Genomic DNA, 550 nt, shown 5'->3' on the forward strand with positions numbered 1-550 from the left:
GTCTTGCTCTCTACTTGGAGTTTCGGTCAAGCGCCCTCGCCGTCTCTATCGGGAATCGGCATACTGAGGTCGTGCCGATCCCGCCCCATCACGAAGCCACATTCGGGCGGCTGACCGACGCAGCCAGGAGGACGTTCGGGACGGACCACGTCTCCGCGACCCTGCTCGATCCCGACACGGATCGCCTGCCGTTTCTGGAAGTCCCCGGACTGTCATTCATCGGTGAGCAATGGATCGTCGTCGAATTCGCCGGCGGCCGAAGACTAGAGCTCGAGTGGAACGTAGCCGGTGTCGGCCGGGCATTCAGTCTGCTCGAACGACGGCAGCTGAGGATGACCATCGACAAGACCGCCCCAGAGGGCCTGCCAGGCTGGATCGAGGCACTCGTCGGCACTCACGGCCGGGTGACGGTCCACGCTCCCGTCGCTGAGTTCGACCTGGAGGTGCGGGTGGTTCCTGACCGGGGTTCCGCTTTGCCCTTCTCCGTTCACGTGCGGCATGACGGCAATGTTGTGGTCGAGGGCTCGCAGCTTCACTGGTGGACCTTCGG

General features: G+C 64.0%; 1 protein-coding gene. It reads left to right on the forward strand.

Going from position 1 to position 550, the window contains the following annotated elements:
* Positions 1–71: 71 nt before the first annotated feature.
* Positions 72–550, forward strand: a 479-nt coding sequence (locus IFT36_RS16165) for a hypothetical protein (protein ID WP_200413682.1), incomplete at its 3' end; no start/stop codon positions are given.

This window comes from Frigoribacterium sp. CFBP 13605 (genome assembly GCF_014839405.1).
In the GTDB taxonomy this organism is placed as follows: Bacteria; Actinomycetota; Actinomycetes; order Actinomycetales; family Microbacteriaceae; genus Frigoribacterium.